Here is a 15,356-nt window from a genome sequence, read left to right on the forward strand (position 1 = left end):
CGTGTTCGGTGGCGGTGCGGCGGGGGGCGCTGCGCGCGGGTCAGGCGGGGACGCGCCAGGTGCTGAGGCGGCGTTCGATCGTGACCAGCAGCTGGTTGAAGGCCACACCGATGGCGGAGATGGTGATGATCCCCGCGTACATCTGCGGGATCGCGAAGTTGTACTGCGAGGCGTTGATCAGGTAGCCGAGGCCCGCCTTGGCGCCGATCATCTCGGCGGCCACCAGGACCAGGATGGAGACGGCGCCTGCCAGCCGGATGCCGGTGAAGATGGCCGGCACGGAGGACGGCAGGATCACCTTCTGGAAGAGCCTCGGGGTGGACAGGTCCATCGAGCGGGCCAGTCTGACGAGGGTGGGGTCGGCGTTGCCGACCGCGCTGATGGTGTTCAGCAGGACCGGCCACACGCAGGCGTACACGACGATCGAGACCTTCGAGGTCTCGCCGATGCCGAGCAGCAGCACGAAGACCGGCAGCAGGGCCAGCGCTGCGGTGTTGCGGAACACCTCCAGCAGCGGGCCGAGCAGCGCGGCGACGGGCCGGTACCAGCCGATGAGCAGGCCGAGCGGGACCGCGACGGCGACGGCGATGCCGAAGCCGCCGAAGGAGCGGGCGAGGCTGGCCCGGGTGTGCTGGCCGAGCTGGCCGTTGCCCAGGAGCTCCCACCAGGCCGTGGCGACCTCGCTGACCGGGGGCAGGAAGGTGGCGTCGACCAGGCCGAGGCGGGGGGCCGTCTCCCAGAGGGCGAGCAGGGCGACGAGGGCCGCGGAGCGCACGGCGAGGGCGCGCAGCCGACGGCCGAGGCCGCGGGCGGCCCTCCCGAGGGGGGACGGGGCGGAGCCGGTTTTCGGTGCGGGCCCGGCCGCCGGGCCGGTCGCGGGAGCGTCGGCCGCGGGTGCGGCAGGGGCGGCGGGGGCTGCGGGTGCGGCCGGAAGGGCGGGTGCGGGGGCCTCCCGTACGGTCTCCTGCTCGGCCGGGGCATCGGTGGCGGGGGTGGTGATGTGCGTGGTCATACGGTGGCCTCCTCCTTCTCCAGTTGCTGGGCACGGGCCACCTCGTCGTGGAGCAGGGTCCAGATCTCGTGGCGGTAGCGGGCGAACTCGGGGCTGGAGCGCAGGTCCTCGCCCTGGAGGCCGGCGCCGCGGGCCCCGAAGGAGACCGGGACGATCTCCTTGACGCGGCCGGGGCGGGAGGTCATGACGGCCACCTTCTGGCCGAGGTAGACCGCCTCCTCGATGCCGTGCGTGATGAAGACGACGGTCTTGCCGGTGCGCTGCCAGATGCGCCGCAGCTCGTCCTGGAGGGACTCGCGGGTCTGCGCGTCGAGGGCGGCGAACGGCTCGTCCATCAGCAGCACGTCCGGGTCGTAGGCGAGCGAGCGGGCGATCGCGACGCGCTGGCGCATCCCGCCGGAGAGTTCGTGCGGATGCCGGTCCTCGAAGCCGGTGAGCCCGACGAGGTCCAGGAACTCCCGGGCCCGGTCCTTGCGTTCGCGGCGCGGCACGCCGGTCGCCTCCAGGCCGAACTCGACGTTGCCGAGCGCCGTCCGCCACGGCAGCAGGGCGTACTGCTGGAAGACGATGCCCCGGTCCAGGCCCGGCCCGGTGATGGGCTTCCCGTCGAGCAGGATGCGCCCGGACGTCGGCCGGGTCAGACCGCCGAGCAGGTCCAGGAGGGTGGACTTGCCGCAGCCGCTGGGGCCCACGACCACCACGAACTCCCCCGCCCCGATCTCCAGGTCGATGCCGTCGAGCGCGGTGAACTCCTCCCTGTTCCTCCTGTTCTTCCTGTCCTTGGTCGGGAAGGTCTTGGTCACTTCCTCGAACACGATCTTCGCCATGCCGGTCAGCCCTTCCCGAAGCCGTTGAACTCGTTCGTGTAGAGGTCGGCGGCCTTGAGCTGCCCCTTCTTGATGTCGCCGCGCTCGCCGAGCCAGTCCAGCCAGAGCTGGAACTCCTTGTCCTCGATCCGGCCGCCCGTCTCGGCGACGCCGTACGAGCGCCAGTACTGGAGGGTCGTGGTGTCCTCGTTGCGGCCGCGCTTCTTGACGATCTCCGTCTGCCGGGCGATGACCTCCTCGCGCGGGGTGGTGCGGGCCCACTCGATGGCCTTGGCCACGCCGGTCACGAAGGTCCGTACGGTGTCCGGGTTCTCCTTGATGAACCGGTCGGTCATGATGTAGGAGCCGGCGCTGAACTTGCCGAGCAGGTCGAAGTCGCTGAACAGCGGTCTGATCCCGCCGGCCGCTACGGCCTTGTCGCGCAGGACGCCGCCCAGCACGCCCACGTCGATCTGCTTCTGGCGCAGCACCTGGTCGGTGTTGACGGGCGGTACGACGAGCGACTCCACCTTGGACGAGTCGGCCTTGGCGAGGCCGTTGCGGCTGAGGTAGATGTCGAGGACGGCCTGGGAGTGCGCGCCCAGGGTGTTCATGCCGACCTTCTTGCCGAGCAGGTCGCGGGCGGAGCGGATCGGGCTGTCCTCCAGGACGTAGTAACCGCTGTACGCGTGCTCGTCGACGCCGTAGTAGGAGATGACGGCCTTGATGGGGGCCTTGCTGGAGGCGAGTTTGACGATCGCTCCGTTGAAGGCGCCGCCGAAGTGGGTCTGGCCGGTCGCGGCGGACTGGATGTCCTGCGGACCGCTGATGGTGTTGCCGACCCACTCCAGCTTGAGGTCGCCCAGGTATCCGAGGTCGGCGGCGAGCTCCGGGAGCGTGACGGCGCCGACCGAGCCCTGGTACTTCAGGGTCTTGACCTGGGCGCCGGAACCGCCGCCGCGCGCGGTGGCCGTGCCGCAGCTCACCGCGGCCGCCGAGATGCCGAGCAGGGCGAGGAACTGGCGTCGGGAGGTGGTGGTCGAGGTGAAGGCTGCGGGCATGACGGGTCCTTGTCGGTGCGGGGTGCGGGTGCCGGGTGGCGGCGGAGCTACGGGGCGGTGGTGAGGGCCGCGGGCGCCGCGGCCACGGGGGCGGAGCGCAGGGCGGCGGCGAACTCGTCGACGGCCTGGTAGAGGTCCAGTTCGGCCTCGGGCCGCAGCCGGTCGGGGCCCGAACCGCGCTCGACGGAGGAGTCCAGGACGAACCGGCCGGCGGTGACGTGGCGGGCGCCGAGGGCGGCGAGCACGGGGCGCAGCGCGTAATCGATGGTCAGGACGTGGGCGAGGCTGCCGCCGGTGGCCAGCGGCAGGACGGTCTTGCCGTCGAGGCCGTCCTGCGGGAGCAGGTCGAGGAAGGCCTTGAGCAGTCCGGTGTACGAGGCCTTGTAGACCGGGGTCGCGATGACCAGGCCGTCGGCCTCGGCGACGGCTTCGAGCGCCCGGCGGATCTCGGGCTCGCCGCGGCGGGCGGCGAGGAGGTCGGCGGCGGGGAGATCGCGCACGGACAGGTGGGCGGTCTCGAAGCCGGAGTGGGACAGGCGGCGCAGCACGTGGTCGGCGACGACGGCGGTGCGGGAGTGGGCGGAGGGGCTGCCGGTGATGGCGAGCAGGCGGGGCACGGGGCGCTCCTTCGAGGTCAGGCGGTGGCGGTGGGGGCGGGGGCTGCGGCGGCTTCGGCGGAGGCGGAGGTGGAGGTGGAGGCTCCGGAGGCGATGCCGAAGGAGGGGTCCGGGACGGCCTCCGGGCTGATCAGCCGGGACGGCTCGCCGTCGGGGCCGACCGGGACATCGCCGTCGACGGTGACGCGGCGCAGGGTGCGCTCGTGGTCGTCGGAGTCGTCCACGCCGTAGTGCTGGGTGGCCCGGTTGTCCCAGATCGCGACGTCGCCGGCCCGCCACTGCCAGCGGACGGTGTTCTCGGGGCTCTCGATGTGCGACTGGAAGAGGTCCTGCAGGGCGCGGGAGTCGCGGCCGGTGAGGCCGCTGATCCGCTGCACGAAGTTGCCGAGGAGCAGGGTGCGTTCGCCGGTCTCGGGGTGGACGCGGACCACCGGGTGCTCGGTGAGGAACTTGGTGGAGGTGAACACCTCGCGGTACTGGGCCAGCGCCTCGGGGAGGGCGTCGGGCTTGAGGGCGGCGTAGTCGTACTCGTTGGAGTGGACGGCGCGCAGGCTGTCGGCGAGGGCGCGGAGCGGCTCCGGGAGGTGGCTGTAGGCGGTGGCGGTGTTGGCCCAGAGGGTGTTGCCGCCGTACGGGGGGAGGGTGACGGCGCGGAGGATGGAGAAGGCGGGGTAGGCGGGGACGAAGGTGACGTCGGTGTGCCACTGGTTGGCGCGGGCGCCGTGGTGGGAGTCGATGCCGAGGGCGTAACGGCCGTCGGCGGAGGGGACGGTGGGGTGCGCGACGGGCGCACCGAGCAACTGGGCGAAGGCCTCGTGCCCGGCCTCGTCGAGGTGGTCCTGCCCGCGGAAGAAGACGACCTTGTGGGCGAGGAGGGCGGCCCGGATCTCGGCGACGGTGCCGTCGGGCAGCTCGCCGCCGAGCTGTACGCCCCCGATCTCGGCGCCGATACGGCCGCCGATCTTGGTGACGGTGACGGCAGTGGCAGTAGCAGTAGCGGTGGCAGTGGCCATGAGGACTCCCTGGTCGGGGCTGCGGCGGGATTATTTCCGCAGCGGAAGAAATGGACGTACGAAGCGCCGCGGCTTCGCTGCGGGTTCGCTGCGCCGGCGGTGCGGTTCAGCTGTGCGGTGCGGGTACGAGGTTGATGCGGGCTCGGGCGTGCGGTACGGGTACAGGGTCGTGCGGGGTCGGGCGACGGTGCGGGCACCGGACCTCCCGAGGGCGCGGAGGCCCCTCGGGTGGCCGGGGATCCCGGAGAGCGGTGCTCCCAGCGGCGGCGTGCGTACCGCCGGCGGGCCTTACGGGCTACCTCCGGAGGCGCCCCCCGCGGGGATCCCTCCGGGAGGAGCGCCCGGCAGGTCACCCCCAGGTGCGACCCGCGCAGGCATTCCGTCCGGGGAACCGGTGAGCAGCACCCCAGGCGGAACCCCGCACCCCGGTTCCCCGGACGGAACCACCCAGAGGCAGCCCCCGCAGGAACCCCGGCGGGTGCGCCGCCCCGGCTCCCCGGACGGAACCGCCCAGCGGCAGTCCCCGCGAGGATCTCTCCCGGAGGAGTGCCCCGCGGGCCACCCTCAGGTGCGACCCGGGCAGGCATTCCGTCCGGGGAACCGGTGGGCAGCACCCCGGGCGGAATCACCCAGAGGCAGTCCCCGCGGGAACCCCGGCAGGTGCGCCGGTCCGGCTGACCGGACGGAACCGCCCGATGGCAGTCCCCCGGAGGGGCCCCGCAGGCGTTGCCCCGTGGGTCTACCCGGGACGCACCGGCGAAGGGCGGGGCGACGCTCCGTAGGGGTTGCCGGTGGGCGCCCGTGGAGCGTCTCCGCGCCGGGGGTCGCCCCCGCAAGAACCCGGTGGAGCGTCCCCCGGGAGGCGACGGCTCCGCAAGGAGCGTCGGTGGGCGGCCGTGGAACGTCCTCCGTGAAGGGGCCCGCCCGCAGGGCATCCGCGGGGCGCGGCGACTCCCGGACGGGATCAGTGGGTCAGAGGTGGCCGGGGGCCGGACAGCGGCCCGGACACTCGCCCGGCTCGGTACAGAGGCCGGGGGTGTGGAGCCGCGGGGCGAGGAATGCGTTCGCGGTCATGTCCCGGAGCCTGTCAGCGGCCCCGACCCCCGGTCAACCCCCGTCCGCAGCCGCCGAACCCTCCCGCACCCGGGCCCCCGGCCCACCCCGCACACCCCCTACGACCTGCGCTTTCGCCCGTACCCCGCACCGCCCGCCACCCCTGTCCCCCGGCCGAAAACCGTGGCCTGATTTCACGCCCCCGCAACGCGGCCGCCACGCGTTCGCCGGGGTACGGGTCCGCCCGGGCGGACCCGGCATGATCGGGGGACACACACCCCACCCCCGAGGAGACCGCGTGACGCGTATGGCCGGCGACAGCCGGGCCTCCGCCAATGCCGCGACCGTGTTGCGGACGGTGCTCGACCACGGCCCGGTGGCCCGCAGCGGGATCGCCCCGCTGTCCGGGCTGAGCCCCGCCGCCGTGTCCCGGCAGACCACCGGGCTGCTCCGCGGCGGGCTGCTGCGCGAGCTGCCCGGGCCCGGCGGCGGCGTGGGGCGGCCGCGGATCCCGGTGGACCTGCACACCGGGGCCGTCGGCGGGCCCGTCGCCGCCGGGCTGCACATCGGGGTGCCGCATTCGACCTTCAGCCTCGTCGACCTGCGGGGGCAGCTGCTCGCCCGCCGGGCCTTCCCGCACGAGGGAGTGCCCGGCGCCGGCCTCTCCCCGGCCATCACCGCCGAACTCCGCCGCTTCCTCGACGCGTTCGACTCCGGGCGGCCGCTCCTCGGCGTCGGCGCCGCCCTGGGCGGCTGGGTCAGCCCCGACGACGGGATCGTCGTACGGCACCCCGCGCTGGGCTGGAGCGGCAAGCCGCTCGCCGCCGAGCTGTCGACCGCGCTCGGACTGCCGGTACGGGTGGACAACCACGCCCGGGCCGTCGCACGGGCCGAGATCCTCTTCGGCCGCCCTGCGGCCCGGCGCAGCCTCGTGCACCTGTTCATCGGCCGGGTCGTCGACGCCGCCTTCGGGATCGAGGGGACCGTGCACCAGGGTCCGGGCGCGGCCGCCGGCGATGTGGCCCATCTGCCGGTGCCGCGGTCGACGGCCGCGTGCGCGTGCGGGCGTACCGGCTGCCTGGAGGCGACCGCGTCCGACACGGCGCTCGGCGCCGAGGCGGTGCGCCGGGGCATCGTGCCGGACCCCTCCGTCAACCTGCTGGTGGACGCGGCCGCCACCGGCGACCCGCGCGCCGACCGGCTGCTGCGCGAGCGCGCCCGCGCGGTGGGCCGGGCGGCGGCCCTTCTGTTGGATGTCTTCAATCCGGCGGTCATGGTCGTGACCGAGCTGGCGAGCGTCCTGGACGAGGGATACCTCCAGGAGATCCGGGCCGCCGCGATGGAGCTCTCGCACGTGTGCGACGACCCCGAGCGGATCGTCGGCCCGCACGCGGGTCCGGCCGTCCTTCCGGAGGCGGCGGCAACCGTGCTGCTCAGCCAGGTGTTCCAGGATCCCTTCGGCATGGCCCGAGAGGGCGAGATCACACCCACCGGTATGGTGCCACCTGAGCGCCCTCCCCTACATTCGAGCCATGACGGTCCTGCCTGACGACGGGCTCTCCCTGGCCGCCGAGTTCCCTGACGCGACGCATGAGCAGTGGCAGCGCCTTGTAGAAGGCGTACTGCGCAAGTCGGGCAAGGAAGTCTCCGGCGAGGCCGCAGAAGACGCGTTGTCCACCCCTATCGAGGACGGGCTCACCACGCGCCCGCTGTACACCGCGCCGCCCGACGGGACGGCTCCCGACACCGGTTTCCCCGGCTTCGCCCCGTTCGTCCGCGGGGGCAGGCCGGAGGGCACCACCGCGAACGGCTGGGACGTGCGCCAGCGCCTGGCGGGCGCCGATCCGGTCCGGCTGAACGAGGCGGCCCTCGCCGACCTGGAGAACGGGGTCACCTCCCTCTGGCTCACGGTGGGCGGGGGCGGTCTCCCGGTCGAGGGCCTCGCCCGGGCGCTGGAGGGGGTCTACCTGGACCTCGCCCCCGTCGCCCTGGACGCCGGAGCCCAATACGCCGAAGCCGCGGACGCGTTGCTGCGCCTGTTCACCGAGCGCGCGGTGGCCCCCGAGGCCGCTCGGGCCTCGCTGGGCGCCGACCCGCTGGGCCACGAGGCCCGCACGGGCGAGGCACTGGACGTGGCCGGCGCCGCCCGGCTGGCCCGGGACGTCGCCGCCGAGTGGCCCGGGGTGCGCGCCCTGACCGTGGACGCGCTGCCGTACCACGAGGCCGGCGGCAGCGCCGCCGAGGAGCTGGGCCTGTCCCTGGCCACCGGCGTCGCCTACCTGCGTGCGCTCACCGAGGCCGGGCTGAGCACGGCGGCCGCCCTCGGGCAGCTGGAGTTCCGCTACGCCGCCACCGCGGACCAGTTCCTGACCATCGCCAAGCTGCGCGCCGCGCGCCGGCTGTGGGCCCGTATCGCCGAGGCCTCGGGGGCCCCGGAGGCGGGTGCCCAGCTCCAGCACGCGGTGACCTCGCCGGTGATGATGACCCGCCGCGACCCGTGGGTGAACATGCTGCGCACCACCGTGGCCTGCATGGCCGCGGGAGTGGGCGGCGCGGACTCGGTGACGGTGCTCCCCTTCGACAACGAGCTGGGCCTGCCGGACGCCTTCGCGCGCCGGATCTCCCGCAACACCTCCACCATCCTGCTGGAGGAGTCGCACTTGGCCCGGGTGATCGACCCGGCCGGCGGCTCGTACTACGTGGAGCGCCTCACCGACGAACTCGCGCACGCGGCCTGGGAGTTCTTCCGGACCCTGGAGAAGGCCGGCGGCCAGGCCGCCGCCCTGCGCTCCGGGCTGGTCGCCGACCGGCTCGCCGCCACCTGGGCCGAGCGCTCCAAGAAGCTGGCCAAGCGCCGCGAGCCGATCACGGGCGTCAGCGAGTTCCCGCTGCTCTCGGAGAAGCCGGTCGTGCGCGAGCCCGCGCCCGCCGGACCCACCGGCGGACTGCCGCGCGTGCGGCGCGACGAGGCGTACGAGGCGCTGCGCGCCCGCAGCGACGCGCACCTGGCGGCGACCGGGGCCCGGCCGAGGATCTTCCTCGCCGCGCTGGGCCCGGCGGCCGCGCACACCGCGCGCGCCACCTTCGCCTCGAACCTGTTCCAGGCGGGCGGCATCGAACCGGTGCACGATCCGGTGTCGGTGGACCCGGCGACGGCCGCCGCGGCCTACGCGGCGAGCGGCGCGGACGGCATGGCCGTGCTCTGCTCCAGCGACGCGCTGTACGAGGAGCAGGCCGCGGCGGTGTCCGGGGCGCTGCGCGCGGCGGGCGCCACGACCGTCTTCCTCGCCGGCCGGCCGGGCACCGCAGAGGCTTCCGTGGACGAGTACGTCTTCGCCGGCTGTGACGCCGTCGCCGTGCTGTCCTCCGTACTCGACCGGATGGGAGTGCCGTCTTGAGCATCCCCGATTTCTCCGAGCTGGCGCTCGACCCCACCGCCGTCGCAGGGGTCTCCGAGGAGCAGTGGCGCTCCGCGGTGAAGGAGTCCACCGGCACCGCGGCCGCCGACCTGCTGTGGGAGACCCCCGAGGGCATCGGCGTCAAGCCGCTGTACACCGGGCGGGACCTGGAGGGCCTGGACTTCCTGCGGACGTACCCGGGCGTGGCCCCGTACCTGCGCGGCCCGTACCCGACGATGTACGTCAACCAGCCCTGGACGATCCGGCAGTACGCCGGCTTCTCCACGGCCGAGGAGTCGAACGCCTTCTACCGGCGCAATCTGGCGTCCGGCCAGAAGGGCCTGTCCGTGGCCTTCGACCTGCCGACGCACCGCGGCTACGACAGCGACCACCCGCGGGTCACCGGCGACGTGGGCATGGCGGGCGTGGCGATCGACTCGATCTACGACATGCGGCAGCTGTTCGACGGGATCCCGCTGGACAAGATGTCGGTGTCGATGACGATGAACGGCGCGGTGCTGCCGGTCCTCGCGCTGTACATCGTGGCGGCGGAGGAGCAGGGCGTCTCCCCCGACAAGCTCGCCGGGACCATCCAGAACGACATCCTCAAGGAGTTCATGGTCCGCAACACCTACATCTACCCGCCCAAGCCCTCGATGCGGATCATCTCCGACATCTTCTCGTTCACCTCGCAGAAGATGCCGCGGTACAACTCGATCTCCATCTCCGGCTACCACATCCAGGAGGCCGGGGCCACGGCCGACCTGGAGCTGGCGTACACCCTCGCCGACGGCGTGGAGTACCTGCGGGCGGGTCAGGCGGTCGGGCTGGACGTGGACGCGTTCGCGCCGCGCCTGTCGTTCTTCTGGGCGATCGGCATGAACTTCTTCATGGAGGTCGCGAAGCTGCGCGCGGCCCGCCTGCTGTGGGCGCGCCTGGTCAAGCAGTTCGACCCGAAGAACGCCAAGTCGCTGTCGCTGCGCACGCATTCGCAGACCTCGGGCTGGTCGCTGACGGCTCAGGACGTCTTCAACAACGTGACGCGGACCTGTATCGAGGCGATGGCCGCGACCCAGGGCCACACCCAGTCGCTGCACACCAATGCCCTCGACGAGGCCCTCGCGCTGCCGACGGACTTCTCGGCGCGCATCGCCCGCAACACGCAGCTGCTGCTCCAGCAGGAGTCGGGGACCTGCCGGTCGATCGACCCGTGGGGCGGCAGCGCGTACGTCGAGAAGCTGACGTACGACCTGGCGCGCCGTGCCTGGCAGCACATCGAGGAGGTCGAGGCGGCCGGCGGCATGGCGCAGGCCATCGACGCGGGCATCCCGAAGCTGCGCGTGGAGGAGGCCGCCGCCCGGACGCAGGCGCGGATCGACTCGGGCCGCCAGCCGGTGATCGGCGTCAACAAGTACCGCGTGGAGAACGACGAGGCGATCGACGTCCTCAAGGTCGACAACTCCTCGGTGCGCAGCCAGCAGATCGCCAAGCTGCGGCGGCTGCGCGAGGAGCGCGACGAGGCGGTCACCCAGGACACCCTGCGGGCGCTGACGAACGCCGCCGAGCGCGGCGACGGCAACCTCCTCGCCCTGGCGGTGGACGCGGCGCGCGCCAAGGCCACCGTGGGTGAGATCTCGGACGCACTGGAGAAGGTGTACGGACGGCACGCCAGCCAGATCCGTACGATCGCGGGCGTGTACCGAAACGAGGCAGGCGAGTCCCCGTCCGTGGAGCGCACCCGTGCGCTCGTCGACCGGTTCGAGGAGGCGGAGGGCCGTCGTCCGCGCATCCTGGTCGCGAAGATGGGCCAGGACGGGCACGACCGCGGGCAGAAGGTGATCGCGACCGCCTTCGCCGACCTGGGCTTCGACGTGGACGTCGGCCCGCTGTTCCAGACCCCGGCGGAGGTGGCCCGCCAGGCCGTCGAGGCGGACGTCCACGTGGTGGGCGTCTCGTCGCTGGCGGCCGGCCACCTGACCCTCGTACCGGCGCTGCGCGAGCAGCTGGCGGAGGAGGGCCGCGAGGACATCATGATCGTCGTGGGTGGGGTGATCCCGCCCGCGGATGTCCCGACGCTGCTGGAGATGGGCGCGACGGCGGTCTTCCCGCCCGGCACGGTGATCCCGGACGCGGCCCACGACCTGGTGACGCGGCTGGCCGCGGACCTGGGCCACGAGCTGTAGGCCGGCCGCGATGGCGAGGATCGACATCGAGGCCTATGCGAAGGGGGTCCTCGACGGGAAGCGCGCGTTCATCGCGCGCGCGATCACTCTGGTCGAGTCCACCCTGCCCGCTCACCGGGTGCTGGCGCAGGGCCTGTTGACAGAGCTGCTGCCGCATGCGGGGCGGGCCCGTCGGATCGGCATCAGCGGTGTGCCGGGGGTGGGCAAGTCCACCTTCATCGACGCCTTCGGCACGATGCTGACGGGGCTCGGCCACCGGGTGGCGGTGCTCGCGGTGGACCCGTCGTCGACGCGCACGGGCGGCTCCATCCTGGGCGACAAGACCCGGATGGAGCGGCTGTCGGTGGACCCGGCGGCGTTCGTGCGGCCATCGCCCTCGGCGGGCACGCTGGGCGGGGTCGCCAAGGCCACCCGCGAGTCGATGATCGTGATGGAGGCGGCGGGCTACGACGTGGTCCTCGTCGAAACCGTCGGCGTGGGCCAGTCGGAGACCACGGTGGCGGGAATGGTCGACTCCTTCCTGCTGCTCTCCCTGGCCCGTACGGGCGACCAGTTGCAGGGCATCAAGAAGGGCGTCCTGGAGCTGGCGGACGTCCTGGCGGTGAACAAGGCGGACGGCCCGCACGAGCGGGACGCGAAGGCCGCGGCCAGGGAACTCTCGGGCGCGCTGCGGCTGATGCACCCGGTGGACGCGGCCTGGACCCCGCCGGTGCTGACGTGCAGCGCGCGGGAGTCGACCGGGCTGGACGAGGTGTGGAACCGCCTCGAACAGCACCGGACCCTGCTGGACGCGGGGGGCCGGCTGGCGGCGAAGCGGGCGGACCAGCAGGTGGAGTGGACCTGGTCGATGGTCCGCGACGAACTGCTGGAACGCCTGCGGGCGAACCCGGCGGTACGGGACCTCGCGCCGGGCCTGGAGTCCGCGGTCCGGGCGGGCACGGTCACGCCGACATCGGCGGCGGACCGCATCCTGGCGGCCTTCGGGAACCCCGGGAACTGACGGCGGGCCGGCGGTGCGCCTTCCGGCGCCGCCGCCGGCCGGTCAGTCTGTGGAGAAGTCCCACTCCTGCGCGTCGTCCCACGCGGTCAGCCGGGGGAACACCGCGCCCAGGCGCTCGATCGCCTCGGACATCGCGCCGTCCCCCTCCGCGCCCACGAGGGTCAGGGCGGTCACGGTGGGCAGGGTGGCGCCGGCCGGCAGGAACGCGAAGGACGCGGCCGACACCGTCAGATGGACGAGTGAGCGCAGGTCGCGGATCTCGCACCAGTCGGCCTCGGAGGCCGGGCTGGACGCCGCGTTGAGGCGTAGCTCGCGCAGCGTGGAGAACGCGCCGAGCCCCCCGAGGCCCGCGGCGGGAGCCACCGCCCCGGTCACCATCAGCACACCCAGCGGGGCGTGGGACGGCAGCAACTGCGGCGACCAGGTCATCCCCGCGGGGCCGCTCAACGCGAACTCCTCCAGCTCCCCGAGCCGGGCCACCACCTCCAGGCCGACGTCCGGCCGGAAGCTCTTGACGCCCAGCCGCCTGATCGGCAGGCCGTCGATGCCGGAGAGGTCGGCCAGTTCCGGGCAGTGGTTGAGGCCGAGGTCCCGCAGGGCGGACTGCCCCCTCAGGAAGCCCAGGTCGGACACCGTGGGATGCGCGAGGATCAGCTCGGTGAGGCCGTACCGGCCGATGTAGCCGGCCAGGGCTTCCAGTGACACCTCGCTCCTGACGTCCAGACTGGTCGGCCGGAGTCCGGGGCGTTCCAGTTGGTGCAGTTGCTCGTCCGAACGGATCGAGTACCTGAGGTCCGACGGATCGAGCTGCGCAATCACCTCGTCGGCGTAGTCGGTGCAGTCGAAGCGCGACCAGGACCACAGGAGCTGGGACCGGACTTCGAGCGAGGGGTGCGTGGCGAACTGGGCGAGGAACCTGATCGCGGCGTCCGACGTGACGTGGGAGGCTGCGACGACCACGAGGACCGCTTGCGCGTGGTCGAGCTTCTCCGGTCCCGGGAGCAGGCCCAGGATCAGCGGACCGACCTCCGCGAGAGCGCGCGCCTGGGTGGGGCTCGACGGCGGGATGAGGGTGGCCGTGCGTTCCTCGACGGCCGCCCGCGTGTCGGGGTCGAGGGTCGTCGCGTGCTCCAGGCAGGCGGTGGCCAGCAGGTAGACGCGGGCGCGGGTGCGCGGGTCGGACGCATCGTCTCCCAGGGCGAGCAGGTCCCGCAGCAGGGTGACGCGCTCGGCGGGCCGTGCGAGGGCGACCGCCATGCGGATGACGTCCTCCCACTGGTCGTCGTCGGCACGGGAGACGAGCAGGCCGAAGTCACCCTCCTCCACGGCGGCCCGCGCGCCGAGGAAGTCCTGGAAGGTGCGGTGGATGAAGACCACCGTGTCGGGAGCCGGTTCCTGGAGGAGCCCGCTGCGCTGGAGGAAGTGCTCGAAGACCGCGGGTGCCTGACCCAGGACGGCCGCTTCCGGGACCGACGGCAGGGCCCGGGCGATGATGTCCTCGGCACGGGTCCGGTCCATCTCGGTACGGCCGTTCTTGATCAGCCAGTACGCGAGGCGTTGCAGGAGGTCGAGCTGTGGCTCCTCCCGCAGTTGCGGGACCTTCATGTCCCGCTCGCGGTCCCGGCGGCTGAGCAGCATGGAGAGCGCCGCCTCGTAGAGGTCCTTGCGGCCCTGCGGGAGGTAGCCGTGCCGGTCCCGGTGGAGGGCGCAGATCAGTCCGCACATCAGGGGGTTGGTGGCGAGGAGCCCGAGATCGGGTTTGATCCGCACGGCGGTGAGCAGTTGGGTCTCGTACGTGCGCAGGCCCTGGTCCTCGTCCCCGCCGTCGCGAGCCGCGCCGTGCCACCGCTTGATGAAGGTGGCGATGTTCGCGGGGCCCATGGCGGACAGGGTCAGCTCGGTGAAGTCCTCCTCCGCGAGCCAGTCTGCCCCGACGGCGGAGGGGCGGGAGGTGACGAGCCAGCGGTTGTCGCCGCCGTAGGTGTCCATCAGGTCCCGCAGCCATCCACGGGCCCGCTCCCGCTCCTGGTCGGGGATCTCGTCGATGCCGTCGATCAGGATCAGGCCGCGGCCGGTCGTCAGGACGCGGTGCGCCCAGCCGTGGGGCTGCTCGGCGGCGAGCGGGCAGCCGGAGGAGGCCAGGAACTCCGCGGCAGCGGGCAGCCGTTCCCCGTGGCGGGTGAGCGTGCGCAGGGGCAGGACGAAGGGGATGCGGTCGTAGAGGTAGTCCATCTGCGGCGCGAGGTCCTGGCGGGCGGCGGTCACGGCCAGCCACTGCACCAGGGTGGACTTCCCGGAGCCCGCTTCGCCCCGGAGCAGCACCCGGGGGCTGCCGGCCAGCGCCTGATCGGCGGGTGCGGGCGCCACCGACCGGCTGATCCCGTGCTCGAAGAAGAAGGCGGACATGTTCTGCAGGACCGCCGCGCGCTCCGCCCTCGGCGCAGCGGCCGGGCGGTCCTGGTCCTGCCGGTCCGTCAGCCGCTGCGCAAGCGGGGCCGACGTCGCCTCCAGGCTCAGGTACGCCGCGTCCAGGGGCCACCGGGTCGGGGTGTTGCTGAGGTCGATGCCGTAGATGGTCAGCCTGCCGTGCTTCTTCTCCACGTACGGGAGGTACAGCTGCTCGAACGCCGCGTCCTCGGCTCCGGGCAGCGGATCGCGGCGGATCAGTTCGTCGACCTTGGCCGTCAGCTCGGCGATCCCCCGGGTCTGCTGCACCAGGGCGTGCGCCACGAACGTCGAGCGCTGCGTGAAGAACTGCAGGATGTGCAGGGACGCGGCGTCGACGAGCCGTTCGTAGAAGTACGTGGCGTCGGCGCTGAGTTCCCGCTCGGGGCGGCCGCTCACGGCGCGCAGTTCCCGGGCGAAGGCCGCGGAGCCGAGCCGGACGGCGTCCAGGTCGGTGATCGTCAGCTCGCCGAGGCCGCGCAGGGTCTGCGCGAGGGCGTCGGTGACGGCCTGCTGTTCGTCCGCGGTGATCGGGCGCTCGCCGGTGCGCAGGGCCTGTTGCACCAGCTTGGCGGCGAGCGTCCGGAGGTCGGTTTCCGTGAGCGAGCGCTTCTCGCCCGTGAAGGAAACGTGGCCCGAGATGCGGATCGGCTTGTCGACGAGGCCTGCCCCGGCGCCCTCGGTGACGAACAGTTTCTTGACGAGGGGCCCGATGGCCGCCGAGGCCAGCCGGATGCCGATGGTCCCGGGCTCCATGCAACCCCCCGC

10 protein-coding genes are annotated in these 15,356 nt (G+C 73.1%); 4 read left to right on the forward strand and 6 right to left on the reverse strand.

Annotation, left to right across the window (positions count from 1 at the left end; all coding sequences use genetic code 11):
* Positions 1 to 40: 40 nt before the first annotated feature.
* Genes B6R96_RS08990 through B6R96_RS09010 form a run of 5 tightly spaced genes read right to left on the reverse strand, consistent with a single transcriptional unit; the run spans position 41 to position 4,509 of the window.
* Entirely contained in the window at positions 41 to 1,012 is a 972-nt protein-coding gene (locus tag B6R96_RS08990; protein ID WP_081522196.1) for an ABC transporter permease, read from the reverse strand.
* The gene (locus tag B6R96_RS08995) at positions 1,009 to 1,839 is read right to left on the reverse strand and encodes an ABC transporter ATP-binding protein (protein WP_053703435.1); all 831 of its coding nucleotides are present in this window, start codon (positions 1,837 to 1,839) and stop codon (positions 1,009 to 1,011) included. The genes B6R96_RS08990 and B6R96_RS08995 overlap by 4 nt, the downstream gene beginning before the upstream one ends.
* A 5-nt stretch (positions 1,840 to 1,844) precedes the next feature.
* Positions 1,845 to 2,879, reverse strand: a complete 1,035-nt coding sequence (locus tag B6R96_RS09000) for an ABC transporter substrate-binding protein (RefSeq protein ID WP_081522197.1) — start codon at positions 2,877 to 2,879, stop codon at positions 1,845 to 1,847.
* A 47-nt stretch (positions 2,880 to 2,926) separates the two neighbouring features.
* Positions 2,927 to 3,496: an NADPH-dependent FMN reductase gene (ssuE, locus tag B6R96_RS09005; protein ID WP_081522198.1), complete on the reverse strand. Its 570-nt coding sequence runs from the start codon at positions 3,494 to 3,496 to the stop codon at positions 2,927 to 2,929.
* Positions 3,497 to 3,513: 17 nt separating this feature from the next.
* Positions 3,514 to 4,509 (reverse strand): TauD/TfdA dioxygenase family protein, encoded by a 996-nt coding sequence (locus tag B6R96_RS09010; RefSeq protein ID WP_081522199.1) that lies wholly within the window; start codon positions 4,507 to 4,509, stop codon positions 3,514 to 3,516.
* 1,360 nt (positions 4,510 to 5,869) lie between these two features.
* Here B6R96_RS09010 and B6R96_RS09015 point away from each other — a divergent pair.
* Genes B6R96_RS09015 through meaB form a run of 4 tightly spaced genes read left to right on the forward strand, consistent with a single transcriptional unit; the run spans position 5,870 to position 12,143 of the window.
* Positions 5,870 to 7,111: an ROK family protein gene (locus tag B6R96_RS09015; protein WP_107085041.1), complete on the forward strand. Its 1,242-nt coding sequence runs from the start codon at positions 5,870 to 5,872 to the stop codon at positions 7,109 to 7,111.
* On the forward strand, positions 7,095 to 8,960 hold the full coding sequence (locus B6R96_RS09020; RefSeq protein ID WP_081522201.1) for a methylmalonyl-CoA mutase family protein: 1,866 nt from the start codon (positions 7,095 to 7,097) through the stop codon (positions 8,958 to 8,960). Before B6R96_RS09015 ends, B6R96_RS09020 begins: the two co-directional genes overlap by 17 nt.
* Positions 8,957 to 11,143 carry a methylmalonyl-CoA mutase gene (gene scpA / locus B6R96_RS09025; RefSeq protein WP_030386162.1) on the forward strand — a complete coding sequence of 729 codons (2,187 nt, stop codon included), beginning with the start codon at positions 8,957 to 8,959 and terminating at the stop codon, positions 11,141 to 11,143. Before B6R96_RS09020 ends, scpA begins: the two co-directional genes overlap by 4 nt.
* Positions 11,144 to 11,153: 10 nt before the next feature.
* Positions 11,154 to 12,143: a methylmalonyl Co-A mutase-associated GTPase MeaB gene (meaB, locus tag B6R96_RS09030; protein ID WP_030386163.1), complete on the forward strand. Its 990-nt coding sequence runs from the start codon at positions 11,154 to 11,156 to the stop codon at positions 12,141 to 12,143.
* A 42-nt stretch (positions 12,144 to 12,185) separates the two neighbouring features.
* Here the strand turns inward: meaB and B6R96_RS09035 are convergent, their stop codons facing one another.
* Entirely contained in the window at positions 12,186 to 15,344 is a 3,159-nt protein-coding gene (locus B6R96_RS09035; protein ID WP_081522202.1) for an NACHT domain-containing protein, read from the reverse strand.
* Positions 15,345 to 15,356: the final 12 nt, after the last annotated feature.

It is taken from the genome of Streptomyces sp. Sge12 (assembly GCF_002080455.1).
Lineage (GTDB): Bacteria > Actinomycetota > Actinomycetes > Streptomycetales > Streptomycetaceae > Streptomyces.

Coding starts and splice junctions, on each gene's coding strand:
- B6R96_RS08990 (WP_081522196.1), bottom strand. CDS start 1,012: ATGACCACGCACATCACCACCCCCGCCACCGATGCCCCGGCCGAGCAG.
- B6R96_RS08995 (WP_053703435.1), bottom strand. CDS start 1,839: ATGGCGAAGATCGTGTTCGAGGAAGTGACCAAGACCTTCCCGACCAAG.
- B6R96_RS09000 (WP_081522197.1), bottom strand. CDS start 2,879: ATGCCCGCAGCCTTCACCTCGACCACCACCTCCCGACGCCAGTTCCTC.
- B6R96_RS09010 (WP_081522199.1), bottom strand. CDS start 4,509: ATGGCCACTGCCACCGCTACTGCTACTGCCACTGCCGTCACCGTCACC.
- B6R96_RS09015 (WP_107085041.1), top strand. CDS start 5,870: ATGGCCGGCGACAGCCGGGCCTCCGCCAATGCCGCGACCGTGTTGCGG.
- B6R96_RS09020 (WP_081522201.1), top strand. CDS start 7,095: ATGACGGTCCTGCCTGACGACGGGCTCTCCCTGGCCGCCGAGTTCCCT.
- meaB (WP_030386163.1), top strand. CDS start 11,154: ATGGCGAGGATCGACATCGAGGCCTATGCGAAGGGGGTCCTCGACGGG.
- B6R96_RS09035 (WP_081522202.1), bottom strand. CDS start 15,344: ATGGAGCCCGGGACCATCGGCATCCGGCTGGCCTCGGCGGCCATCGGG.